We start from the raw sequence: 23,856 nt of genomic DNA, 5'->3' as shown, positions 1-23,856 counted from the left end.
GCTTGCGCGAATATGTCGATTGGCCATCCAGCCGATGTCAGTAAAAAGTCCTACAGACCTCCAAAACTATTCCGACATCACACCGACTCAGGCGTCCACCATCGCCATCGCCTCCTCGACATCCACCGCCACCAGTCGCGAGCAGCCCGGTTCATGCATCGTCACCCCCATCAACTGCTCGGCCATTTCCATGGCGATCTTGTTGTGGGTGATGTAGATGAACTGCACGGTCTGCGACATGTCTTTGACCAGGCGTGCGTAGCGTCCAACGTTAGCGTCATCCAGTGGCGCGTCAACCTCATCGAGCATGCAGAACGGCGCCGGGTTCAACTTGAAGATGGCAAAAACCAGGGCCAGTGCAGTCAGGGCCTTTTCGCCGCCGGAGAGCAAATGGATGGTGCTGTTCTTCTTCCCGGGCGGCTGCGCCATGATCGTCACCCCTGTATCGAGTAGATCTTCGCCCGTCAGTTCCAAATACGCGCGCCCGCCACCGAAAACTTTCGGGAAAAGTGCCTGCAAACCGCCGTTGATCTGATCAAAGGTATCTTTGAAACGGTTGCGGGTTTCCTTGTCGATCTTGCGGATGACGTTTTCCAGGGTCTCCAGCGCCTCGACCAGATCGGCGTCCTGCGCATCCAGATAACGTTTACGCTCCGATTGTTGCGTGTATTCATCGATGGCCGCGAGGTTGATCGCACCCAGGCGCTGAATTCGCGCGTTGATGCGTTCTAGTTCTTCTTCGGCTTCGCGTTCACTGGCTTGTGCGGTCAATGTGGCGAGCACGCCGTTGAGATCGTAGCCATCTTCGAGCAATTGATCCTGCAAAGCTTTGCGCCGTACGGTCAGCGCCTGCCATTCCATGCGCTGTTGTTCGAGCTGGCCGCGAATCAGCTGCGATTGCTGTTCGGCCTGGGTGCGGCGTTTTTCCGCGTCGCGCAATTCACGATCGGCGTCTTCCAGGGCGATCTGCGCAGTCTTGAGTTCTTCATCGACGGTCATGCGCTTGTCGAGCAACTCTTCGAGCTTGAGGCGCAGCTCTTCCAGCGGCGCCTCGCCCTCCTCCAGATTCAGGCTCAACTGCTCGCGTTTTTCAGTCAGACGCTCGGCCTGCATTTCCAGACGTTCCAGCGCCTGCCGCGTGGAGTCGTGCTGAGCACGCAACGAGCCGAGACGCACGGCCAGTTGATGGGCGTGATCCTTGTGCTGCCGGGCTTCCTGACGCACGCGATCAAGGCGCTCGCGCAGGCTGTCGCGCTGGGCCAGCAGCAACTCGCGCTGCTCGGTGTCGAGCGCCATGGCGTCCAGCGCTTCCTGCAATTGCATGCGCGCTTCGCCGACCTGTTCGTGCTCAAGCTCGCGCTGTTCGGCGAGTTCGACCAGTTCTTCATCGAGACGGGTGCGGCGCAATGTCAGCTGTTCGGCTTTGGCCTTACCGGCGGACAACTGCGCTTTCAGTTCGCCTTGCTGGCGCGCTTCGTCCTGCAGCAAGCGGCGCAGATGTTCGCGGCCGTTTTCCTGCTGGCGCTGTTGCGCGCGCAAGGTTTGCAGGCGGGTTTCCATGGCCTCGACCGTGGCTTCGCGCTCTTCGCGTTCAAGCTGCAAGTCTTCGATTTCCTGGCCACGGGCGAGCATGCCGCTTTCCGCTTCGCTGGCGCGACGTACGCGTAAAAAGTGTCGACCCACCCAATAGCCATCGCGACTGATCAGGCTCTGCCCGGCGCTCAACTGACCGCGCAACGCCAGCGCCTGTTCAAGGCTGTCGACCGGTTTGACCTGACCAAGCCACGGCGACAGATCGATCTGCGCCTCGACTTTGTCCAGCAGGCTGCCCGCCACCCGCACGCCATCGCTGGCCGGGCTGAGCAGGCGCAAATCGCCTTGGGTGAAACCGGACAAATCAAAACCGCTGAAGTCGTCGACCAGCACCGCTTGCAGATCGGCGCCGAGCACGGTTTCCACCGCCAGCTCCCAACCGGCCTCGACCTTCAGGCCTTCGGCCAGACGCGGACGCTCGGCGAGGTTGTGTTCCTTCAACCACTCAGCAGTGCCGGTGCCGGGATCGAGCGCGGCCTGCTGCAAGGCTTCCAGCGACGCCAAACGCCCGTTGAGCCGCTGCAGATCGCCCTGCGCCTGCTGCTGGGCGGTCAACGCCTGCTGCAATTCCTGACGCAGTTGTTCGAGCTTTTCGACCTGCGCTTCTTCGCTGGTCTGCAAATCTTCGAGAGTCGCTTCGGACTCGGCGAGCTGCTCATTGAGCGCCATGATCGCCGCGTCTTCCGGGTCGGCGGACAGCAACGCACGTTCTTCGGCGAGGCGTTTCTGCCGGTCGGCCAGGCGCTCCATGCTGCTTTCCAGCTGCTGGATCCGCGATTGCTGGACTTCAGCCTGACGGCGCGGTTCGGCAGCGGTCAGGTTGAAAGCGTCCCACTGCTCCTGCCAGCCGTGCATGGTGGTTTCGGCTTCTTCAAGCGCAGCGGCGGCTTCCTCGGCGGCGGCGCTGGTGACTTCCTGCTCGGGGGTGAGCATGTCCAGTTCTTCGCCGAGAGTCAGCAGCAACGTGCGGTCGTGGCCAAGGTGCGATTCGGTTTCCAGACGCGCGCGCTCGGCTTCTTTCAGATCGTCCTGCAACTGACGCAAACGCTGCTGGCCGTGCTGGATGCTCTGCTCGACCCGGGCGATGTCGCCGCCGACCGAATAGAAGCGCCCCTGCACCAGATTGAAGCGTTCGGACAGGTCGTGGTGACCGTCACGCAGGCGTTCGATGGCGGCGTCAGCGTTACGCTGTTCAGCGACCAGCGCTTCGAAGCTGACTTCCTGGTTGCCGATGATCGACTCGCGCTGGCCGACCTGCTCGTTAAGATCCTGCCAGCGCAGCGCCGACAGTTGCGCCTTGAGCTGACGCTCTTCGGCCTTGAGTTCCTGATACTTTTTCGCCGCCTCGGCCTGACGGTGCAGACGTTCGAGCTGGCGCTCCAGTTCTTCGCGCAGGTCGGTGAGGCGGGCGAGGTTTTCGTGGGTGCGGCGGATGCGGTTCTCGGTCTCGCGGCGGCGCTCTTTATATTTCGAGATGCCGGCGGCTTCTTCGATGAAGTTACGCAGGTCTTCGGGCTTGGATTCGATCAGCTTGGAGATCATCCCCTGTTCGATGATCGAGTAGCTGCGCGGACCGAGGCCGGTGCCGAGGAAAATATCGGTGATGTCGCGCCGACGGCATTTGGTGCCGTTGAGGTAATAGGTGGTCTGGCTGTCGCGGGTGACTTTGCGGCGGATGGAAATTTCCGCGTAGGCGGCGTATTCGCCGAGCAGCGTGCCGTCGGAGTTGTCGAACACCAGCTCGATACTGGCCTGGCTCACCGGTTTGCGACTGGTCGAGCCGTTGAAGATGACATCGGTCATCGACTCGCCACGGAGGTTCTTCGCCGAACTTTCGCCCATCACCCAGCGCACGGCGTCGATGATGTTCGACTTGCCGCAACCGTTCGGCCCGACGACCGCCGCCATGTTACTGGGGAAGTTCACCGTGGTCGGGTCGACGAAGGATTTGAACCCCGCCAGTTTGATGCACTTCAGCCGCACGCTCAGGCAACCGTCAGCGCAGACACCACCAGATCGCAGCTGCGCTGGGCATAAGCCGTGAGCACGATGCGGATCTGCGGCAAATCACGGGCGAGTACGGCGGCGAGCAAGCGTTCGAACAGTTCGAGGAACTCGCTCATTTCCGCCTTGCGCTGTTCGAGGGCGAGGAAATACGCACGGCTCATCGCCGGCTGGAGGTTCTCGACGGTTTCTTGCAGGTACGGATTGTTGGCAAACGGATAGGCGGCGCGCATCACCGCGAAGCTGTCATCGACGAAGCTGCGGATATCGCCGCGTTCGTAATTGGCGGTCAGGCGCTGCTGGATCTGCACGAAGGGCGCCATGTCCGACTGCACTTGCCAGCCGTTGGCCACGGAATTGCCGAGCAGGATGTACAGCTCGCTCATCAGCGTGCACAGGCTCTGCACCTTGTGCGGCGTCAGCTCGGTAACGTGGGCGCCACGACGCGGCAGGATCGCGATCAGGTGACGGCGCTCGAGGATCAGCAAGGCTTCGCGGACCGAACCGCGGCTGACGTTGAGCGCCAGCGTGACCTTCTGTTCCTGGATGCGCTCTCCTGGCTTCATTTCGCCACGAATGATGCGTTCGGCGAGGTGGTGAGCGATTTGCTCGGCGAGGCTGTCCGGCGCCTTGAACGTCATGGTTGTCCTTCAAACTCTATCGATCTGCACAAGCGGCGCAGTGTAGCGCAAATGCGCGGTCATGGCGGAGTGCCCACTCAGCGGTTTTTGGCACGAATCCCGCAAAAAAGCGCAGTGACCGATGAAGGTCAATACTGAATAGACACGCTGTTGATCGACGAAACGGATTTTCCTGACCTTTAAGTCAGAAAACCATTGACCGAAAAGTCAGACCTGCTAAATTCGGTTCACGTCGGTTAACAACAATAATGAGTCTGCGAGGCCTTCCGTGATCCAGTTTTTACTTAACCAGGAACTCCGTAGCGAGCACGCCCTGGACCCGAATCTGACTGTGCTCAATTACCTGCGTGAACATGTGGGCAAGCCCGGCACCAAAGAAGGTTGCGCCAGCGGCGACTGCGGCGCCTGCACCGTGGTGGTTGGCGAGTTGCAGACCGATGACACGGGGCGTGAACACATTCGCTATCGCAGCCTCAACTCGTGCCTGACTTTCGTCTCATCGTTGCACGGCAAACAACTGATCAGCGTTGAAGACCTCAAGCACAAGGGCGAACTGCACAGCGTGCAGAAAGCCATGGTCGAGTGCCACGGTTCGCAGTGCGGCTTCTGCACCCCCGGTTTTGTGATGTCGTTGTTCGCCCTGCAAAAGAACAGCGATGCGCCGGATCAGGCCAAGGCCCACGAAGCGCTGGCCGGCAACCTCTGCCGCTGCACCGGCTACCGCCCTATTCTGGCCGCTGCCGAACAATCCTGCTGCGGCAAACCAGCGGATCAGTTCGACGCCCGCGAAGCCGAAACCATTGCCCGCCTCAAGGCCATCGCGCCGACCGATATCGGTGAACTCAACAGCGGTGACAAACGCTGCCTGGTGCCGCTGACCGTGGCCGATCTGGCCGACCTCTACGACGCTTATCCACAAGCACGCCTGCTCGCCGGCGGCACCGATCTGGCGCTGGAAGTCACCCAGTTCCACCGCACCCTGCCGGTAATGATCTATGTCGGCAACGTCGCCGAAATGAAGCGCATCGAAACCTTCGATGACCGCATCGAAATCGGCGCCGCCACTGCCCTCTCCGACTGCTACGAGGCGTTGAATGCCGAGTACCCGGACTTCGGCGAACTGCTGCACCGCTTCGCCTCGTTGCAGATCCGCAACCAAGGCACCCTCGGCGGCAACATCGGCAACGCCTCGCCGATCGGTGACTCGCCACCGCTGCTGATCGCCCTCGGCGCGCAGATCGTGCTGTGCAAAGGCGAAACCCGCCGCACCTTGAACCTGGAAGATTACTTCATCGACTACCGCGTCACCGCGCGCCAGGAAAGCGAATTCATCGAAAAAATCATCGTGCCGCGCGCCTGCGCCGAGCAGTTGTTCCGCGCCTATAAAGTGTCGAAGCGACTGGACGACGACATCTCCGCCGTCTGTGCTGCGTTCAATCTGCGCGTGGAAAATGGCGTGATCAGCGACGCCCGGGTGGCCTTCGGCGGCATGGCGGCGATTCCGAAACGCGCTGCGCACTGCGAAGCCGTGCTGCTTGGTCAGCCGTTCAATAACGCCGTGATCGAACGCGCCTGCGCCGCGCTGGCCGAAGACTTCACGCCACTCTCGGACTTCCGCGCCAGCAAGGAATATCGCCTGCTCAGCGCGCAGAACCTGCTGCGCAAATACTTCATCGAACTGCAAACACCGCACATCGAGACTCGGGTGACCGCTTATGTCTAACCATCACGCCGTAGAGAAGACTCAAGCTGAACTGGCCGAACTGTTCGCCCAGGACCTGACCACCGGTGTCGGCCGCAGCGTCAAGCACGACAGCGCCGCCAAGCATGTATCCGGTGAAGCGCAGTACATCGATGATCGCCTGGAATTCCCCAACCAATTGCACCTGTATGCGCGCCTGTCGGACCGCGCCCACGCGAAAATCCTCAGCATCGACACGTCGCCGTGCTACGCCTTCGAAGGCGTGCGCATTGTCATTACCCACGAAGACGTGCCGGGCCTGAAGGACATCGGCCCGCTGATGCCGGGTGACCCGCTGCTGGCCATCGATGACGTGCAGTTCGTCGGCCAGCCAGTGCTGGCAGTCGCAGCGAAAGATCTGGAAACCGCGCGCAAGGCAGCGATGGCGGCGATCATCGAATACGAAGATCTGGAACCGGTGCTCGACGTCGTCGAAGCCCTGCGCAAGCGCCATTTCGTGCTCGACAGCCACACCCATCAGCGCGGCGACTCGGCTTCGGCGCTGGCCACGGCTGAACACCGTATTCAGGGCACGCTGCACATCGGCGGCCAGGAGCACTTCTATCTGGAGACACAGATCTCCTCGGTGATGCCTACTGAAGACGGCGGCATGATCGTCTACTGCTCGACGCAGAACCCGACCGAAGTGCAGAAACTGGTCGCCGAAGTGCTCGACGTGTCGATGAACAAGATCGTCGTCGACATGCGCCGCATGGGCGGTGGTTTTGGTGGCAAGGAAACCCAGGCCGCGAGTCCGGCGTGCCTGTGCGCAGTGGTCGCGCACCTCACCGGCCAACCGACCAAGATGCGCCTGCCGCGTGTCGAAGACATGCTGATGACCGGCAAGCGCCACCCGTTCTACGTTGAATACGACGTCGGCTTCGACAGCAGCGGCCGTCTGCACGGGATCAATATGGAGCTGGCCGGCAACTGCGGCTGCTCGCCGGACTTGTCCGCCTCGATCGTTGACCGGGCGATGTTCCACTCGGACAACTCCTACTATCTCGGCGATGCGACCATCAACGGTCACCGCTGCAAGACCAACACCGCCTCGAACACCGCTTATCGTGGCTTCGGTGGCCCGCAAGGCATGGTCGCCATCGAGGAAGTGATGGACGCGATTGCCCGGCACCTGAAGCTCGACCCGCTGGCGGTGCGCAAGGCCAACTACTACGGCAAAACCGAGCGCAACGTCACCCACTACTACCAGACCGTCGAGCACAACATGCTCGAAGAGATGACCGCCGAGCTGGAAGAAAGCAGCCAGTACGCCGAGCGCCGCGAAGCGATCCGTCGCTACAACGCCAACAGCCCGATCCTGAAAAAAGGCCTGGCGCTGACTCCGGTGAAATTCGGCATTTCCTTCACTGCGAGCTTCTTGAACCAGGCCGGTGCGCTGATCCACATCTACACCGACGGCAGCATCCACCTGAACCACGGCGGTACGGAAATGGGCCAGGGCCTGAACACCAAAGTCGCTCAGGTCGTGGCGGAAGTGTTCCAGGTCGAAATCGATCGTGTGCAGATCACTGCGACCAACACCGACAAAGTGCCGAACACCTCGCCGACCGCTGCTTCCAGCGGTGCTGACCTGAACGGCAAAGCCGCGCAGAACGCAGCACAGACCATCAAGCAACGCCTGGTCGAATTCGCCGCGCGGCACTACAAGGTCAGCGAAGAAGACGTCGAATTCCGCAACGGCCACGTGCGGGTGCGCGAGCAGATCCTGACGTTCGAAGCGCTGATCCAGCAGGCGTATTTCAATCAGGTCTCGCTGTCCAGCACCGGCTTCTACAAGACCCCGAAAATCTATTACGACCGCAGTCAGGCGCGTGGGCGTCCGTTCTATTACTTCGCTTTCGGCGCAGCCTGCTGCGAAGTGATCGTCGACACCCTGACCGGCGAGTACAAGATGCTGCGCACCGACATCCTGCATGACGTCGGCGCCTCGCTGAACCCGTCGATCGACATCGGTCAGGTCGAGGGTGGTTTCGTGCAAGGTATGGGCTGGCTGACCATGGAAGAGCTGGTCTGGAACAACAAAGGCAAGCTGATGACCAACGGCCCGGCCAGCTACAAGATCCCGGCGGTGGCGGACATGCCGCTGGATCTGCGAGTGAAGCTGGTGGAAAACCGCAAGAACCCGGAAGACACGGTGTTCCATTCCAAAGCTGTCGGTGAACCGCCGTTCATGCTCGGGATCGCCGCGTGGTGTGCGATCAAGGATGCGGTGGCGAGCCTCGGTGATTATCAGCATCAGCCGAAAATCGACGCGCCAGCCACGCCGGAGCGGGTGTTGTGGGGTTGCGAGCAGATGCGTCAGCTCAAAGCGGTGAAAGCCGTCGAAGCTGAAACCGAGCTGGCTCCGCTCTAGGACCGAGGCGCGGCCATTCGCGAGCAGGCTCGCTCCCACATTTGGAATGCATTGCCAATGTGGGAGCGAGCCTGCTCGCGAAGAGGCCGGCACAGACAACGAAGATGTCGAGGTGAACATGTACAACTGGATCGACGCCCTCGCCGACCTGCAGAATCAGGGCGAGCCCTGTGTGCTGGTGACGATCATCGAAGAACTCGGTTCGACGCCACGCAACGCCGGCTCGAAAATGGTCGTCAGTGCCGACCGCCTGTTCGACACTATTGGTGGCGGGCATCTGGAATTCAAAGCCATGCAGATCGCCCGCGAAATGCTCGCCAGCGGTAAGCAGGACACCCATTTGGAGCGCTTCAGCCTCGGCGCCAGTCTCGGCCAGTGCTGCGGTGGCGCTACGGTGTTGCTGTTCGAACCGATGGGCCAGGTGCAGGCGCAGATTGCCGTGTTCGGTGCCGGCCATGTCGGTCGCGCCCTCGTGCCGCTGCTGGCCAGCCTGCCCTGCCGGGTGCGCTGGATCGATTCGCGCGAGGCGGAGTTCCCCGAACACATTCCCCACGGCGTGCGTAAAATCGTCAGCGAAGAGCCGGTGGACGAAGTCGATGATCTGCCTGCCGGCAGCTACTGCATCGTCATGACCCACAACCATCAGCTCGATCTGGAGCTGACCGCGGCGATTCTCAAGCGTAACGATTTCACTTGGTTCGGCCTGATCGGCTCGAAAACCAAACGCGCCAAATTCGAACACCGTCTGCGTGATCGTGGTTTCGACCCGAGCGTGGTGCAGCGCATGCGCTGCCCGATGGGCATCGGCGAAGTCAAAGGCAAACTGCCTGTGGAAATCGCCATCTCCATCGCCGGCGAAATCATCGCCACTTACAACGCCAATTTCGGCCAGCACAGCGCCCGCGCCGAACCGATTGCCCGACTGCTGCCCGCCTCGCGCCGCAGTCAGGCCGCCAAACTCAAAGCCTCAAACTGATTAGAGAACCCTCATGCCTCTGACTCGCAAAGCCTACCGCGCCGCCATCCTGCACAGCATCGCCGACCCTGCCGAAGTCGGCATCGAAGCCTCGTATGAATATTTCGAGGATGGCCTGCTGGTGATCGACGACGGCAAGATCAGCGCCCTCGGCCACGCCAGCGAACTGCTGCCAACCCTGCCGGCGGATATCGAGATCAACCATTATCAGGATGCGCTGATCACCCCCGGCTTTATCGATACGCACATTCACCTGCCGCAGACCGGCATGGTCGGCTCCTATGGCGAGCAACTGCTCGACTGGCTGAACACCTACACCTTCCCCTGCGAAAGCCAGTTTGGCGACAAGGCCCACGCCGACGAAGTGGCGGACATTTTCATCAAGGAACTGCTGCGCAACGGCACCACCACGGCGCTGGTGTTCGGCAGCGTGCACCCGCAGTCAGTCAATTCGTTTTTTGAAGCGGCGGAAAAGCTTGATCTGCGCATGATCGCCGGCAAGGTGATGATGGACCGCAATGCCCCGGACTATCTGGTCGATACCGCCGAATCCAGCTACGTCGACAGCAAGGCGCTGATCGAGCGCTGGCACGGCAAGGGTCGATTGCACTATGCGGTGACACCGCGCTTCGCCCCCACCAGCACCCCGGAACAACTGACCCTCGCCGGGCAATTGCTGACGGAATACCCGGATCTGTACATGCAGACCCACATCAGCGAAAACCTCAAGGAAATCGAGTGGGTCAAGGAGCTGTTTCCGGAGCGCAAGGGCTACCTCGACGTCTACGATCATTACCAGTTGCTCGGCGAACGCTCGGTATTCGCCCACGGCGTGCACCTGTGTGACGAAGAATGCGCGCGGCTGGCGGAAACCGGCTCGGCGATCTCGTTCTGCCCGACCTCGAACCTGTTCCTCGGCAGCGGCCTGTTCAACCTGCCGATGGCCGAGAAGCACAAGCTCAATGTCGGCCTCGGCACCGACGTCGGCGGCGGTACCAGTTTCTCCCTGCTGCAAACCCTCAACGAAGCCTACAAGGTCATGCAACTGCAGGGCGCGCGGTTGAGCCCGTTCAAGTCGCTGTATCTGGCGACCCTGGGTGGTGCGCGGGCGCTGCGTCTGGAAGACAGGATCGGCAATCTGCAACCGGGCTCCGATGCCGACTTCCTGGTACTGGATTACAACGCCACGCCGCTGCTGAGTTATCGCTTAAAGCAGTCGAATAACATTGCCGAGACATTGTTTGTGTTGATGACCTTGGGCGATGACCGGACGGTGCAGCAGACTTACGCTGCGGGGGCGCTGGTGCATCAGCGCTAACCTCTTCGCACTGATCGTTCCCGGTGGTGTTTACCACGGAGGATTTTTGTTGCCGGTCAGGTTGTCTTCGCGAGCAGGCTCGCTCCCACCTTTGAAATGCATTCCCCTGTGGGAGCGAGCCTGCTCGCGAAAGCCGCGACTCGGTTTCAGCTTAGAGCTTGGCCGCTGGACGCCCCGGCTTCTTGGTCTGCAACAAGTGCGAGAACACCGCATGCAGATCATCCGACGCGCCTTCCTCGTCGAGGTTGAGCTTGCTGTCGATGTGATCCATGTGATGCATCATCAGGTTCACCGCCAGTTCACCGTCGCGCTTTTCAATGGCGTCGATCAACTGCGTGTGTTCATCGTACGAGCAGTGCGAGCGGTTGCCGCTTTCATACTGGGCGATGATCAGCGAGGTCTGCGAAACCAGGCTGCGCTGGAAGCTGATCAACGGTGCGTTCATCGCCGCTTCCGCCAGTTTCAGGTGGAATTCGCCTGACAGACGAATACCGGCACCGCGATCGCCGCGCGAGAAACTGTCCCGCTCATCGTTGACCATCTGCCGCAATTCGGCGATCTGCTCGGCCGTGGCGTGCTGCACGGCCAATTCAGTGATCGCACGCTCGACCAGACGGCGGGCGAGGAACACTTGACGCGCTTCTTCAACACTCGGGCTGGCGACGACGGCGCCACGATTCGGCCGCAACAGCACCACGCCTTCATGGGCCAGACGCGACAGCGCGCGGCGAATGATGGTGCGGCTGACCCCGAAGATTTCCCCCAGCGCCTCTTCGCTCAACTTGGTACCGGGCGCCAGACGCTGTTCGAGGATGGCCTCGAAGATATGCGCGTAGACAATATCGTCCTGGGTTCCGCTGCGGCCGGCTTTGCCTGCTCGCGGTTGTTTCTTGAGGGGTTGCAACTGTTCGTTCATGGGCACTCGAGTCGGGAAAACTGCGGCGAATAGACCGTGACTGTAATACGGCACAGTAGGTCGCTGGCAAGTATCGCGTAAAAAACAGCGCGATTGTACACAATGAATGGTGGCAACACGACTGTACGGCTGTTTGCGCCTGCGGCTGTATTGCAACGGTTTGTCAGGTTTGAGTTTAGGCTTGATCGCAGAATCCGCTGCATGACCGCAATCCCCCGTGGGAGCGAGCCTGCTCGCGAAAGCCATTTCACATTCACTATGAATGTTGACTGACATAGCGCTTTCGCGAGCAGGCTCGCTCCCACAGAGGTTCTGTGTTGTGGCGGACATCTCCATTGGTATAAGGAACACCGCCGTCATGACCGACGCCACCCACGCCCGCCTGCGCCCTCTGGCCGACACTTCGCCTTCCGCCATCGTCGCCGGTTTCATCGCGATGATGACCGGTTACACCAGTTCGCTGGTGCTGATGTTCCAGGCCGGGCAAGCGGCCGGCCTGAGCAGCGGGCAGATTTCTTCGTGGATCTGGGCGATTTCTATCGGCATGGCGGTGTGTTCGATCGGCCTGTCGCTGCGCTATCGCACACCGATCACCATCGCTTGGTCGACCCCCGGCGCAGCGTTGCTGATCACCAGCCTGGGCGGAGTCAGTTACGGCGAGGCGATCGGCGCCTACATCACGTGCGCGGTACTGGTGACGATCTGCGGCCTGACCGGCAGCTTCGAACGGCTGGTGAAAAAGATCCCGGCCTCTTTGGCGGCAGCTCTGCTGGCAGGGATTCTGTTCAAGATCGGCAGCGAAATCTTCGTCGCCGCGCAACACCGTACCGGTCTGGTGTTGGGGATGTTCTTCACTTATCTGCTGGTCAAGCGCCTGTCGCCGCGCTATGCGGTGCTCGCGGCGCTGCTGATCGGCACCGCGCTGTCGGGCTTCATGGGGCTGCTGGATTTCAACGGCTTTCATCTGGAAGTGGCCACCCCGGTCTGGACCACGCCGCACTTCTCCCTGGCCGCAACCATCAGCATCGGCATTCCGCTGTTCGTGGTGGCGATGACCTCGCAGAACATGCCCGGCATCGCCGTGCTGCGCGCCGATGGCTATAACGTCCCGGCCTCGCCACTGATCACCACCACCGGCATCGCCTCGCTGTTGCTGGCGCCGTTCGGCTCCCACGGCATCAACCTCGCGGCCATCAGCGCGGCGATCTGCACCGGCCCGCATGCCCATGAAGATCGCAACAAGCGCTACACCGCAGCGGTGTGGTGCGGGGTGTTCTACGGGATTGCCGGGGTGTTCGGCGCGACGTTGGCAGCGTTGTTTGCCGCGTTGCCGAAAGAACTGGTGCTGTCGATTGCGGCGCTGGCGCTGTTCGGCTCGATCATCAATGGCTTGAGCATTGCCATGAGCGAGGTGAAGGAACGGGAAGCGGCGTTGATCACGTTTATGGTCACGGCGTCGGGGTTGACGCTGTTTTCCATTGGTTCGGCGTTCTGGGGGATCGTGGCGGGGGTTTTGACGCTGGTGATTTTGAATTGGCGTAAAGCTTAAGATCAAAAGCCCCTCACCCTAGCCCTCTCCCGGAGGGAGAGGGGAACTGACCGTGGTGTCTGGAAGAGGTGCGCCACATGAGGTACCGAGTCGAACTCATATCTTGAAAAGCCCACAAATCGGCTCCCTCTCCCTCGGGGAGAGGGCTGGGGTGAGGGGCGAGTCCACCATCAAATCCAAGCCGTATCACCTAAACACCAGACGAAAAAAAACGGCGACCCTCAGGTCGCCGTTTTTTTCAGTATCACTTGGCCGCGTTGATCGGCTTTTCCGGATACCACACGTCCAGCAGCGGGCTGACTTCGTACTTGGTCAGCTCGGAGCGGTTTTTCAGCCAGGCTTCAACGGCAGCGCGCTGCTCTTCGTTGACCGAGCCACGCTTCTGCAGGCACACCAGACCGAAGTCGTCGCCGCCAACATAACCCAGACCGTTGGCTTCCATGGCTTCTTTGATGAATGCTTCGAGGAAAGCGTCAATGGCTTCTTCGGACAAGTCTTCTTTGAAGTCCAGGTTCAGTTCGAAACCCAGCTCTTGAAATTCATCTACGCACAGTTTTTTGCGCAGACGCTGGGAACGGTTAGTCGCCATTGGAACAATCCTCTTTAGTAATAACGGCCGGCACTTTACCAGTTTAAGCCAGCGATTGCCCGACTCTCTGGTCGCTGCGGCCGACCGCCTGTAAAAAAATAAGCGATTGGCCGGTCGCGACACGGCACAAGCTGTTACAGCTTGGGGCATAATGCCGACACTTTCATGACCACTGAGGGCCTTTTCATCCATGTCCTCGTCTTTTTTCCCCTCTTTTGCAGGGTTTTATTGCATATGATCAAATCGTTGCGTCCACTGTTTCTCGCCGGCCTTCTTCTGCCTCTGGCCCTGCCTGTCTCCGCTGCCACCATCAACACTTCCCTCACCCCGAACGTCGAAAAAGCCCTCAAGGCCAGCAAGCTGCAGCCCACTGCGCTGTCGCTGGTGATGGTGCCGCTCGACGGTCCGGGCACGCCGACCGTGTTCAACGCCGACGTCTCGGTCAATCCGGCCTCGACGATGAAACTGGTCACCACTTACGCGGCGCTGGAAATGCTCGGGCCCAACCATCAGTGGAAAACCGAGTTCTACACCGACGGCACCCTGAGCGGCGGCATTCTCAACGGCAACCTCTACCTCAAGGGCGGCGGTGACCCGAAGCTGAACATGGAGAAACTCTGGCTGTTGATGCGCGACCTGCGCGCCAACGGCGTCACGCAGATCACCGGCGATCTGATCCTCGACCGCAACTTCTTCGTGCAGCCGCAATTGCCGGAATTCAACGATGACGGCAACGACGACAACAAGCCGTTCCTGGTCAAGCCCGACTCATTGCTGGTCAACCTCAAGGCCCTGCGCTTTGTTGCGCGCAATGACGGTGGCCGCGTACTGATTTCGGTTGAGCCGCCGATTGCCAGCATCCGCATCGAAAACACCGTCAAGGCGCTGCCGTCCAAGCAATGCACCGGCGGCGTGCGCTATAACCCGGTGCCGCAGGCCGATGGCAGCGTGACCGTAACCGTCGGCGGCCAGTTGGGTGAAGGCTGCAGCTCGCAGACTTACCTGTCGCTGCTCGACCACGCGACCTACACCGCTGGCGCCGTCCGCGCGATCTGGAAGGAACTGGGTGGCAGCATCCAGGGCAAGGATCGTCTGGCACCGACGCCGAGCAGCGCCAAACTGCTTGCCCGTGCGTACTCGCCGGATCTGGCCGAGATCATCCGCGACATCAACAAATACAGTAACAACACCATGGCCCAGCAGCTGTTCCTCAGCCTTGGCCAGCGTTTCCGCAACGATGCCGACGGTGACGACGCCCGGGCAGCGCAGCGCGTGGTACGTCAGTGGCTGGCGAAGAAAGGCATCACCGCGCCGCATCTGGTGATGGAGAATGGTTCTGGTCTGTCGCGGGCCGAGCGGGTCAGCGCGCGTGAGATGGCCAACATGCTGCAAGCCGCCTGGCACAGTCCGTACGCCGCCGAGTACATCAGCTCGCTGCCGATTGCCGGCACCGACGGCACCATGCGCAAACGCCTGAAAACCACGGCGATGCGCGGCGAAGCCCACGTCAAGACCGGCACCCTGAACACCGTGCGCGCGATCGCCGGTTTCAGTCGTGATGTGAATGGCAATACCTGGGCGGTGGTCGCGATCCTCAACGACAAGGCCCCGTTTGGTGCATCGTCGGTGCTCGATCAGGTGCTGCTGGATCTGTACAAACAGCCGAAACTGCCGCAGACCGCTTCGGTGCTGTAAGCGCAGCAGGTGCAATTGTGGGAGCGAGCCTGCTCGCGAAGGCGTCGGTTCAGTAAGCATGTTCAGTGACTGTCACACCGCTTTCGCGAGCAGGCTCGCTCCCACAGAAAATCAGCGCCAGGTCCCCTCTGCCCCACAGGGTCAGGTGTCAGGTTCGAATCAGCACATCTCCCGCTCAACCCGATCCCGGCCATTCTGCTTCGCTGCATAAACCCCTGAGTCAGCGCGCAGCAACAGCGCATCCGCGCCCTCCCCCGGGCGCCAACTGGCGATGCCGAAACTCGCGGTGACCAAGCCGACCACATCCACCGGCGCGCTACGCAAACCTTCCCACAACTCCATCGCCAGCATGTAGGCGTGTTCGCCGTCGATGTCCGGGCACAGCACCATGAACTCTTCGCCGCCCAGACGGCAGAACACGTCGGTGCGGCGCAAGCGATGGCCGATCCGTTCGCAAACTGCTTGCAGCACGCGGTCGCCGACAGCGTGGCCGAACTGATCGTTGATGCGTTTGAAGTGGTCGATGTCGAGCATGATCACCGACAACTCACCGCCGCCACGCTCGACCCGGGCCATTTCGGTGGTCAGGCGTTCCTGGAAATAGCGGCGGTTGTGTATGCCGGTCAGCGAATCGGTGATCGACAACGCGCGCAATTCTTCTTCCACGCGCTTGAGATCGGAGATATCCGAGATGTAACCGTGCCACAGCACCCCGCCGCCCGGCAGTTCTTCCGGTGTCGCCTCGCCGCGCACCCAGCGCAGGCCGCGCTCGGGCAGTTGCACGCGATACTCCTCGCGCCATGGGCTGAGATTTTCCGCCGATTCGCGGATCGAGCTGCGCACGCGAATCGCATCCTGCGGGTGAATGCGGCTGAAAATCGCCTCGGAGTCGAGCAGCAGCACATCCGGCTCCAGCTCGTAGATCTCGCGGATGCCATCGCTGGCGTAGATCACGCTGAAGCGTCCGTCGAATTCCATCTTGAATTGGTAGATGCCACCGGGAACATGGGCGCTGAGCTTCTTCAGCAACGTGTCGCGTGCTGCCAGCACTTCGTGCACGCGTTTGCGCTCGGTGATGTCGATGCAGATCGCCAGATGACCGACCCACAGGCCTTGCTCGTCAAGCACCGGGGTGGCGAGCATGTTCACCGGCAGATGACTGCCATCGCTGCGTACCAGGGTCCATTCGCGTGCTTCATGACCGCCGACTTCGCCGCCCTCGACCAGCATCGCGTGGCAGGTCGGAATGCTTTTGCCGTAGCGCGCGCTCAGCTCCGCCGAACGCGCCGCCAGCTCCCGGGGTAAATGCAGGTTCTCCAGGGTCATGCGCCCGACCACTTCGGCGCTGCTGTAGCCGAGCATCTGTTCAGCGCCGGGGTTGAAGGTGTTGATCACGCCGCGCAGGTCGGTGGCGATGATCGCGACCTGGGTGGCGGCATTCAGCACGCCGCGCAACTGACCGTGGGTGCCGCGCAGTTCCTGCTCGCGCTCGTGCAATTCCTGGGTGCGCACCTCGACCAGACGCACCGCGCGCTGACGCTGGCTGACCAGCACGTACAACAAGGCGCTGAGCAATGCGCTGAGCAAGCCGCCCAGAATGATCACGCTGCCCACCGACGAATGGTTGGCCTGCATGAACGCTTCGCTCGGCAGGATATCGACCTGATAGTCGTGATCGGCCATGCGTAGCAAGCGTGTCGCCGCCAGATCGCCGGGCACCGCCTCGTTGCTCGATTCGAACAGCGCCTCGTGCTGATCCTGGGTCGACAGGTCGAGAATGCGCACCGACAGGTAATCGTGCAGGGCATCGGGCAAACCGTCGGCGAGCAACTGGCGCATGCTGATCACCGCCATCACATAGCCGAACGGCTGCGACTCTCCAGCGCGACTGACCGGCGCCAGTAGCAACACCCCACGCGCGTAGGACGGCTCAATCCCGACCAGGTGCATCGGTTGCGACACCGCCATGCTGCCGAGCTGGTCGGCGCGTTGCAGGGTTTCGCGGCGCAAGGGTTGGGCGAGCAAGTCATAACCCAGTGGTGGCGCCAATCGGCTTTGGGTCTGGGTGTACAGCACCGGCACATATGCGTCGCGCGCTGCCGCCAGTTGCAGCTCGCCATTGGCGTCGAGCTCGCGAATGGTGAAGTTGCTCAGGCCTTCGTCACGCACCTGCTGTTCGAACGCGGCGCGTTCGGCACCACTGACTCTCGGGGCATAGGTATAGGCTTGGGTGCGCAGCAATAAAGGGCGGGAGTAGCCGTCGAATTCGGCGCGGGACACCGATTCGGAGTTGGCGAAGAACCGGCGCAGACTATCGAGACGTTGCTCCTGGTCCTGAAAACGTTCGGCGATACGGCTGTAGCGTTCGTTGGCCAGCAGTTGAAAGCGCTGACGCGATTGTTGCTGAAACTGGTTGAAGGTGCCCCACGCGAGCAGCCCGGTGAGAATCCCACCGGCAAGCAACACCAGCAAAGCGACCAGCCAGGCTGAGACGTCTTCACTGATGAAACCGAGGATTTTCGGGCGCACGGGGTGCAACGGCATAAGCACGACTCACTCCGCCAGATTCACGGGAAAACCCCATTGGCGGTGTGTGAGTTATAGCTATTAGCCACTAATTTAGCCAGCACCGCTGGATCCACCGAGCCGTTAAAAATCAAGGCTCTGTGGATCCAACCAGTGAAAGCGTCAACGAGCCGTGATTTTCCAGGCGCGGTGGATCTTGGTATTGCGGGCGAAATCCGGATCAATGGTCTGCGCACTGATTTCCTCGACCGCATAACGCTCGGCGAGGTTTTCCTCCAACTGGAACTTGCGGAAGTTGTTGGAGAAATACAGCACGCCACCCGGTGCCAGCCGCGCCATCGCCAAGTCGATCAACTGCACCTGATCGCGCTGTACGTCGAAGATGCCTTCCATGCGCTTGGAGTTGGAGAACGTCGGCGGGTCGATGAAGATCAGGTCGTATTCGTCGCGGCTGCTTTCCAGCCACGCCATCACATCGCCCTGCTCCAGACGGTTCTTGTCCGAGAAACCGTTCAACGACAGGTTGCGCCGCGCCCAGTCCAGATAGGTTTTCGACAGGTCGACGCTGGTAGTGCTGCGCGCGCCGCCCTTGGCCGCGTGTACGCTGGCGGTCGCGGTGTAGCAGAACAGATTGAGGAAGCGCTTGCCGGCCGCCTCTTTCTGAATGCGCATGCGCATCGGCCGGTGATCGAGGAACAGGCCGGTGTCGAGGTAATCGGTGAGGTTGACCAGCAGCTTCACGCCACCTTCATTGACCTCGACGAACTTGCCCTGCGCAGCCTGACGCTCGTACTGCTTGGTGCCGCTCTGGCGCTCGCGGCGCTTGACCACCACGCGGTTCTTGTCGACGTTCAACGCCTGCGGTATGGCCGCCAGCGCATCGAACATGCGCGCCGAGGCTTTTTCCGGGTCGATGGATTTCGGCGCGGCGTATTCCTGAACGTGCACCCAGTCGTGGTACAGGTCGATGGCCATTGCGTATTCCGGCATGTCGGCATCATAGACGCGGTAGCAATCGATACCTTCGCGCTTGACCCACTTGCCCATCGCCTTGAGATTTTTCTGCAAGCGATTGGCAAACATCTGCCCGCCTTCGCTCAGGCGCGGCTGTTCGATCACTGGCGCCGGGGCCGGCGTCGGCTTGATCGGGTTGCCGTTCTTGTTGAACTTGCGCTCTTGCGGCTCGTCCGGGGTCTGATCGTAAGCCGCTTGCTCGCGCTCGGCCTGACGCTGTTCCGGGGTGCGACGTTCGCCAGTGACGAACTGATCCGGCAGAACCTTGATCAGCAGCAGTTTGCACGGCAGCGCGCCGTTCCAGAACGAATACTGCTTATGGCTGCGAATGCCCATGCGCTTGCCCAGATCCGGGGCGCCGGTGAACACCGCCGCTTCCCAGTTCAAGCAGGCCTGACGCAGACGCTCGCCGAGGTTCTGATAGAGATACAGCAGGCTGGCTTCGTCACCGAGACGCTCGCCGTACGGCGGGTTGCAGATCACCAGGCCTTTCTGGTTCTGGTCCGGGCGCGGCTCGAAGGTCGCCACTTCGCCCTGGTAGATCTTGATCCACTCGCTGAGGCCGGCACGTTCAACGTTGTTGCGGCCTGGCTGAATCAATCGTGGGTCGGCTTCGTAACCGCGAATCCACAGCGGCGGTTTGGCCAGACCGGCGGCGGCACGCTCGACGGCTTCTTCGTGGAGTTTTTTCCACAGTGCCGGCACGTGACCGAGCCACGCGGTAAAGCCCCACTGCTCGCGACGCAGGTTCGGCGCCATGTCGGCAGCGATCATCCCCGCTTCGACGAGGAACGTACCGACACCGCACATCGGGTCAGCCAGTGCGCCACCTTCGGCGGCAATGCGCGGCCAGCCGGAACGAATGAGGATTGCCGCCGCGAGGTTTTCCTTCAGCGGCGCGGCGCCCTGCTGCAAGCGATAGCCGCGCTGGTGCAGGCTGTGGCCGGACAGGTCGAGGGAGAGAATCGCTTCGCCGCGATCCAGACGCAGGTGAATGCGCAGGTCCGGGTTGAGCTTGTCGATGGATGGACGATCACCCTGTGGCGTGCGCAGTTTGTCGACGATGGCATCTTTGACTTTCAGCGCGCCGAAGTGGGTGTTGTCGATGCCCGAGCCGTGGCCGCTGAATTCGACGGCCAGGGTGCCGTCGCTGAGCATGTGATCCTGCCAGTCGATGTCGAGCACGCCGTGGTAGAGGTCTTCGGCGTCCTTCATCGGGAAACGCTTGAGCACCAGCAACACCCGGTTGGCCAGACGCGACCAGAGGCACAGGCGATAGGCGGTTTCCATGGTCGCCATGCCACGCACGGCGGAGGTGTGCTCGCGCGCTTCTTCAAGGCCAAGCCCGACGGCTTCCTCGATGAGCAGGCCTTCAAGGCCTTTGGGGCAAGTGAGGAAGAGTTCGAAACGATCGGACATGGTAATTCCAGAGCCTTTGGCTAGTGGGCCGGCAACGCATTGCCGACCCGGTTTTCAATCAGGCGCTTTTCTGAAAGAGCGCCCGCGTGGCACGAAGGTGTGCCGTTCCATCCCCGCTGCTCGGGTTAAAAGAGCTTAGATGCCGGGACAGATAAAAAAGTTGGTGCAACAAAAAGACTGAAAGCGACCCTTCGTCGAATATTACCCAAGCGCAAACGTGGGTCATTCTCACTAAAGGACTAACCCCCTGAGTCAGCGGGGCGCCGATCATACCGGGGTTTGCGCATTGAACGTTGAATAAATACGCGGTTACTTATCGCCATAGCATCCTTTACGTTACGTGCTTATGACAAAACGATCATTCCCTCGGTGTGACTCATTGGTTAGAACTGAGCACAGGTTGACGTCGCAACGGCGTCAACACCTTGGCTCGCCACGCCGGCAGCGAGCCGCACGATGGCAGGTTTTTTCTGCCAGACCTCAATTGAGGTCAACGCGACACTACAGTCAACAAGTGAGGGAAACACCCTATGAGAAGACTTAAGCGTGATCCGTTGGAAAGAGCATTTTTGCGCGGATATCAATATGGCGTTGGTGGCAAATCCCGTGAGCTTTGCCCATTTACTCTACCGTCGGTACGTCAAGCCTGGATCAACGGCTGGCGAGAAGGACGCGGCGACAACTGGGACGGTATGACCGGCACTGCGGGAATCCACAGACTCAACGAACTTCACGCCGTCGGCTGACACAGGGCATTTATTCCGACACGACAATCTGAATCTGCACTGAATTAACCACGCACGTCCCTCCCGGACGGCGGGCTACGGCCCAGGGGCTCCTTCGAGGAGCCCTTTTTTATGCCTGCAAAAAGGGTTAACCGGGATCCACGTGGCGAGGGGATTTATCCCCGCTCGGCTGCGCAGCAGTCGCGAAGTCCGAATTTCAATTTACCTGGCGTATCAATGTGCAAGGCTTTGGGGCTGCTGAGCAGCCCAGCGGGGATAAATCCCCTCGCCACAAAGGCTCCGACAAGTCCTCGGCAATCCTCAGCGCAACGCGGCGATGGCGTCTACCGATTCACGAATCAGCGCCGGGCCTTTGTAGATGAAGCCCGAATAGATCTGCACCAGGCTCGCGCCAGCAGTAATTTTCTCCGCCGCGTGCTTGCCCTCGGTAATCCCGCCCGCAGCAATGATCGGCAAACGACCGGCCAATTCGCCCGCCAGCACCTTCACGGTATGGGTGCTCTTTTCACGCACCGGCGCACCCGACAGACCGCCCGCCTCGTCACCATGCTCCATGCCTTCGACGCCGACACGGCTCAGAGTCGTATTGGTGGCGATCACCGCATCCATGCCGGTTTCGATCAACGCCTGGGCGACCTGCGCAGTTTCTTCGTCGGTCATGTCCGGCGCGATCTTGATCGCCAGCGGCACATGCTTGCCGTGACGCAGAGCCAGTTCGGCGCGGCGCGTGGCCAGGTCCGCGAGCAATTGTTTGAGCGAGTCGCCGAACTGCAGGCTGCGCAGGCCCGGGGTATTCGGCGAGCTGACGTTGACCGTGATGTAACTGGCGTGGGCGTAGACCTTGTCCAGGCAGATCAGGTAATCATCCACCGCGCGCTCGACCGGGGTATCGAAGTTCTTGCCGATGTTGATGCCCAGCACGCCTGTGTATTTCGCCGCAGCGACCCGCGCCAGCAGGTTATCCACGCCGAGGTTGTTGAAGCCCATGCGATTGATGATCGCCTCGGCTTCCGGCAGGCGGAAGATCCGTGGTTTCGGGTTGCCCGGCTGCGGACGCGGGGTCACGGTGCCGATCTCGACAAAACCGAAACCCAGTTGCGCAAAGCCGTCGATGGCCGCGCCGTTCTTGTCCAGACCTGCCGCCAGCCCTACCGGGTTCGGGAACTCCAGGCCCATGACGGTCACCGGCATTTTCGCCGGAGCCTTGCACAGCAAGCCGTTGAGGCCCAAACGTCCACCCGCGCCGATCAGATCCAGCGACAGATCGTGGGAGGTTTCCGGGGAAAGTTTGAACAACAGCTGACGGGCCAGGGTGTACATGGGCGGCAATGACTCGGGCGGCGAAAAGAGGCGGCGATTATAGCCGGGCATCGTCCCCCGGCGCGAGGCGCCTGCGCGAATCAGGCGACTGGCATATGCCTTGCACCACCCCGCTCATCAGTCTGCCGACCAATGACGGCGCGCAGGCCAGGACAATGGCGTCGTCCCCGGGTTTTGCCTGCGCAGAATCCGGGACGACGTTTTTTTTGAGGTAGCGTATGAACGAAACGTCCTTGGGGCCTCTGGCCTGGGTCAATGGCAGCGATGCGCCGGAAAAGAGCGCGATCAATCTCGGCTTCATGGCGCTGAGCGACTGCGCCTCGGTGGTGGTCGCCGCCACTCAGGGCTTCGCCCAGCCCTACGGCCTGACCCTGAACCTCAAGCGTCAGGCGTCATGGGCCAACTTGCGCGACAAACTGGTCAGCGGCGAACTGGATGCCGCGCACAGCCTGTACGGGCTGATTTATGCGGTGCACCTGGGCATCGGCGGCGTCGCCCCGACCGACATGGCGGTGCTGATGGGCCTGAACCAGAATGGCCAGAGCCTGAACCTGTCCCATGGCTTGCAACAGGCTGGCGTGAACAGTCCTGAAGCGCTCGATCGGCACGTGCACCAAAGCCGCGCAAAACTGACCTTCGCCCAGACCTTCCCCACCGGCACCCATGCGATGTGGCTTTATTACTGGCTGGCGAGCCAGGGCATTCATCCGTTGCAGGACGTCGACAGCGTGGTAGTGCCGCCGCCGCAAATGGTCGCGCACCTGCAAGCCGGGCGCATCGACGGCTTTTGCGTCGGCGAACCGTGGGCGGCCAGCGCCGTGCAGCAGAATCTCGGTTTCACCATGGCGACCAGCCAGAGCATCTGGCCCGACCACCCGGAAAAAGTCCTCGGCTGCACTCGCGAATTCGTCGAGCAATACCCCAACACCGCGCGGGCGCTGGTCATGGCCATCCTTGAGGCCAGTCGCTTCATCGAAGAAAGCCCGGAAAACCGCCGCAGTACCGCGCAATTGCTCAGCGCCGCCGAATACCTCGACACCCCCGCCCCGTGCATCGAGCCGCGTTTCATGGGGGATTACGCCGATGGCCTCGGCAATCGCTGGCAGGACCCGCATGCGCTGCGTTTTCACGGCGGTGGCGAGGTCAATCTGCCGTACCTCTCCGACGGCATGTGGTTCATGACCCAGTTTCGTCGCTGGGGTCTGTTGCGCGAGGATCCGGATTATCTGGCCGTAGCCCGCCAGGTTCAGCGTCTGGATCTGTATCGCGAGGCCGCCAGCGCTGTCGGTGTTGCGACTTCGTACGCAGACCTGCGCAGCAGCCAGTTGCTCGACGGCAAGGTCTGGGACGGCAGCGACCCGGCGGGTTATGCGCGCAGTTTCAAACTGCATGCCCTGAGCGACACCGCCCCCCTTCTCGCCCAGCGCTGACAGGA

General features: G+C 61.2%; 15 protein-coding genes. 8 read left to right on the top strand and 7 right to left on the bottom strand.

Features of this window, described 5'->3' with window-relative positions; translation table 11 throughout:
* Positions 1 to 87: 87 nt before the first annotated feature.
* On the bottom strand, positions 88 to 3,576 hold the full coding sequence (gene smc, locus AB4O12_RS03415; RefSeq protein ID WP_460060335.1) for a chromosome segregation protein SMC: 3,489 nt from the start codon (positions 3,574 to 3,576) through the stop codon (positions 88 to 90).
* Positions 3,577 to 3,578: 2 nt separating this feature from the next.
* Positions 3,579 to 4,238 carry a GntR family transcriptional regulator gene (locus tag AB4O12_RS03410; RefSeq protein ID WP_039763015.1) on the bottom strand — a complete coding sequence of 220 codons (660 nt, stop codon included), beginning with the start codon at positions 4,236 to 4,238 and terminating at the stop codon, positions 3,579 to 3,581.
* A 268-nt stretch (positions 4,239 to 4,506) separates the two neighbouring features.
* Between AB4O12_RS03410 and xdhA the strand changes: the two genes are divergently transcribed.
* The 4 genes from xdhA (at position 4,507) to guaD (ending at position 10,647) form a co-directional block, all read left to right on the top strand.
* Entirely contained in the window at positions 4,507 to 5,961 is a 1,455-nt protein-coding gene (gene xdhA, locus AB4O12_RS03405; RefSeq protein WP_460060333.1) for a xanthine dehydrogenase small subunit, read from the top strand.
* Positions 5,954 to 8,353 (top strand): xanthine dehydrogenase molybdopterin binding subunit, encoded by a 2,400-nt coding sequence (gene xdhB / locus AB4O12_RS03400; RefSeq protein WP_217850993.1) that lies wholly within the window; start codon positions 5,954 to 5,956, stop codon positions 8,351 to 8,353. The genes xdhA and xdhB overlap by 8 nt, the downstream gene beginning before the upstream one ends.
* Before the next feature lie 118 nt (positions 8,354 to 8,471).
* A complete protein-coding gene (gene xdhC / locus AB4O12_RS03395) occupies positions 8,472 to 9,329 on the top strand; it encodes a xanthine dehydrogenase accessory protein XdhC (protein WP_024012316.1) in 858 nt (285 codons plus the stop codon).
* A gap of 13 nt (positions 9,330 to 9,342) precedes the next feature.
* Positions 9,343 to 10,647, top strand: coding sequence for a guanine deaminase (gene guaD, locus AB4O12_RS03390; RefSeq protein ID WP_406228654.1), 1,305 nt, complete (start codon positions 9,343 to 9,345; stop codon positions 10,645 to 10,647).
* A gap of 151 nt (positions 10,648 to 10,798) precedes the next feature.
* Here guaD and AB4O12_RS03385 read toward each other — a convergent pair whose 3' ends face one another.
* Entirely contained in the window at positions 10,799 to 11,563 is a 765-nt protein-coding gene (locus tag AB4O12_RS03385; protein ID WP_007918375.1) for a GntR family transcriptional regulator, read from the bottom strand.
* Positions 11,564 to 11,921: 358 nt separating this feature from the next.
* Here AB4O12_RS03385 and AB4O12_RS03380 point away from each other — a divergent pair, with 358 nt between their 5' ends.
* Positions 11,922 to 13,112 (top strand): benzoate/H(+) symporter BenE family transporter, encoded by a 1,191-nt coding sequence (locus AB4O12_RS03380; RefSeq protein ID WP_252883460.1) that lies wholly within the window; start codon positions 11,922 to 11,924, stop codon positions 13,110 to 13,112.
* 244 nt (positions 13,113 to 13,356) lie between these two features.
* On the opposite strand, the gene AB4O12_RS03375 is transcribed toward AB4O12_RS03380, so the two are convergent.
* Entirely contained in the window at positions 13,357 to 13,701 is a 345-nt protein-coding gene (locus tag AB4O12_RS03375) for a YggL family protein (RefSeq protein ID WP_016773843.1), read from the bottom strand.
* A 234-nt stretch (positions 13,702 to 13,935) separates the two neighbouring features.
* On the opposite strand from AB4O12_RS03375, the gene dacB reads away from it, so the two are divergent.
* Positions 13,936 to 15,396 (top strand): D-alanyl-D-alanine carboxypeptidase/D-alanyl-D-alanine endopeptidase, encoded by a 1,461-nt coding sequence (dacB, locus tag AB4O12_RS03370; protein ID WP_056784182.1) that lies wholly within the window; start codon positions 13,936 to 13,938, stop codon positions 15,394 to 15,396.
* Between the two features lie 159 nt (positions 15,397 to 15,555).
* On the opposite strand, the gene AB4O12_RS03365 is transcribed toward dacB, so the two are convergent.
* Positions 15,556 to 17,940 carry a sensor domain-containing diguanylate cyclase gene (locus AB4O12_RS03365; RefSeq protein WP_457263817.1) on the bottom strand — a complete coding sequence of 795 codons (2,385 nt, stop codon included), beginning with the start codon at positions 17,938 to 17,940 and terminating at the stop codon, positions 15,556 to 15,558.
* Positions 17,941 to 18,084: 144 nt separating this feature from the next.
* Positions 18,085 to 20,355 carry a bifunctional 23S rRNA (guanine(2069)-N(7))-methyltransferase RlmK/23S rRNA (guanine(2445)-N(2))-methyltransferase RlmL gene (gene rlmKL / locus AB4O12_RS03360; RefSeq protein ID WP_024012311.1) on the bottom strand — a complete coding sequence of 757 codons (2,271 nt, stop codon included), beginning with the start codon at positions 20,353 to 20,355 and terminating at the stop codon, positions 18,085 to 18,087.
* A 530-nt stretch (positions 20,356 to 20,885) separates the two neighbouring features.
* Between rlmKL and rmf the strand changes: the two genes are divergently transcribed.
* Positions 20,886 to 21,101: a ribosome modulation factor gene (gene rmf, locus AB4O12_RS03355; protein ID WP_003223300.1), complete on the top strand. Its 216-nt coding sequence runs from the start codon at positions 20,886 to 20,888 to the stop codon at positions 21,099 to 21,101.
* A 300-nt stretch (positions 21,102 to 21,401) separates the two neighbouring features.
* Here rmf and AB4O12_RS03350 read toward each other — a convergent pair whose 3' ends face one another.
* Complete coding sequence (locus tag AB4O12_RS03350) at positions 21,402 to 22,421, bottom strand: quinone-dependent dihydroorotate dehydrogenase (protein WP_252877767.1); 1,020 nt, start codon at positions 22,419 to 22,421, stop codon at positions 21,402 to 21,404.
* Positions 22,422 to 22,639: 218 nt separating this feature from the next.
* Between AB4O12_RS03350 and AB4O12_RS03345 the strand changes: the two genes are divergently transcribed.
* Positions 22,640 to 23,851 carry a CmpA/NrtA family ABC transporter substrate-binding protein gene (locus AB4O12_RS03345; protein WP_056784170.1) on the top strand — a complete coding sequence of 404 codons (1,212 nt, stop codon included), beginning with the start codon at positions 22,640 to 22,642 and terminating at the stop codon, positions 23,849 to 23,851.
* Positions 23,852 to 23,856: the final 5 nt, after the last annotated feature.

Source organism: Pseudomonas sp. S2_A05 (assembly GCF_054668485.1).
The sequence above is the reverse complement of the archived record's forward strand: the minus strand, read 5'-3'. Positions and strand labels throughout refer to the sequence as shown.

Coding starts and splice junctions, on each gene's coding strand:
- AB4O12_RS03410 (WP_039763015.1), bottom strand. CDS start 4,238: ATGACGTTCAAGGCGCCGGACAGCCTCGCCGAGCAAATCGCTCACCAC.
- rlmKL (WP_024012311.1), bottom strand. CDS start 20,355: ATGTCCGATCGTTTCGAACTCTTCCTCACTTGCCCCAAAGGCCTTGAA.
- AB4O12_RS03385 (WP_007918375.1), bottom strand. CDS start 11,563: ATGAACGAACAGTTGCAACCCCTCAAGAAACAACCGCGAGCAGGCAAA.
- guaD (WP_406228654.1), top strand. CDS start 9,343: ATGCCTCTGACTCGCAAAGCCTACCGCGCCGCCATCCTGCACAGCATC.
- AB4O12_RS03365 (WP_457263817.1), bottom strand. CDS start 17,940: ATGCCGTTGCACCCCGTGCGCCCGAAAATCCTCGGTTTCATCAGTGAA.
- AB4O12_RS03380 (WP_252883460.1), top strand. CDS start 11,922: ATGACCGACGCCACCCACGCCCGCCTGCGCCCTCTGGCCGACACTTCG.
- AB4O12_RS03345 (WP_056784170.1), top strand. CDS start 22,640: ATGAACGAAACGTCCTTGGGGCCTCTGGCCTGGGTCAATGGCAGCGAT.
- rmf (WP_003223300.1), top strand. CDS start 20,886: ATGAGAAGACTTAAGCGTGATCCGTTGGAAAGAGCATTTTTGCGCGGA.
- xdhC (WP_024012316.1), top strand. CDS start 8,472: ATGTACAACTGGATCGACGCCCTCGCCGACCTGCAGAATCAGGGCGAG.
- xdhB (WP_217850993.1), top strand. CDS start 5,954: ATGTCTAACCATCACGCCGTAGAGAAGACTCAAGCTGAACTGGCCGAA.
- dacB (WP_056784182.1), top strand. CDS start 13,936: ATGATCAAATCGTTGCGTCCACTGTTTCTCGCCGGCCTTCTTCTGCCT.
- AB4O12_RS03375 (WP_016773843.1), bottom strand. CDS start 13,701: ATGGCGACTAACCGTTCCCAGCGTCTGCGCAAAAAACTGTGCGTAGAT.
- AB4O12_RS03350 (WP_252877767.1), bottom strand. CDS start 22,421: ATGTACACCCTGGCCCGTCAGCTGTTGTTCAAACTTTCCCCGGAAACC.